Genomic DNA, 289 nt, shown 5'->3' on the forward strand with positions numbered 1-289 from the left:
GAGGATGCCTTCCACAAGGCCACGCACGATGAAGCTCATCCATAGTTTCCAGACCCGCATCGCCGGCAGTCTCTTCCTGCTGATGCTGGTGGTCATCACCCTGGTCTATCTGACGGTCAAGGCCGCCACCGAGGCCAGTGCGGTGCGCCAGTCCTATGACCAGCTCGACACCGGGGCGCGGGTCTTTCGCCAGGTGCTGGACGGGCGCTGCCGCCGGCTGAACGATGCCGTGCGGGTGCTCGCCGCCGATTTCGGCTTTCGCGATGCCGTCGCCAGTGGCGATGTGCCG

The 289-nt window shown here is 65.7% G+C and carries 1 pseudogene; it reads left to right on the plus strand.

The window, feature by feature from the left end:
• Positions 1–28 precede the first annotated feature (28 nt).
• Positions 29–289 (plus strand): annotated as a pseudogene (locus FS767_RS22100) (GGDEF domain-containing protein); the annotation flags it as partial.

This window comes from Pseudomonas sp. DE0010, assembly GCF_007680745.1.
In the GTDB taxonomy this organism is placed as follows: Bacteria; Pseudomonadota; Gammaproteobacteria; order Pseudomonadales; family Pseudomonadaceae; genus Aquipseudomonas; species Aquipseudomonas parafulva_B.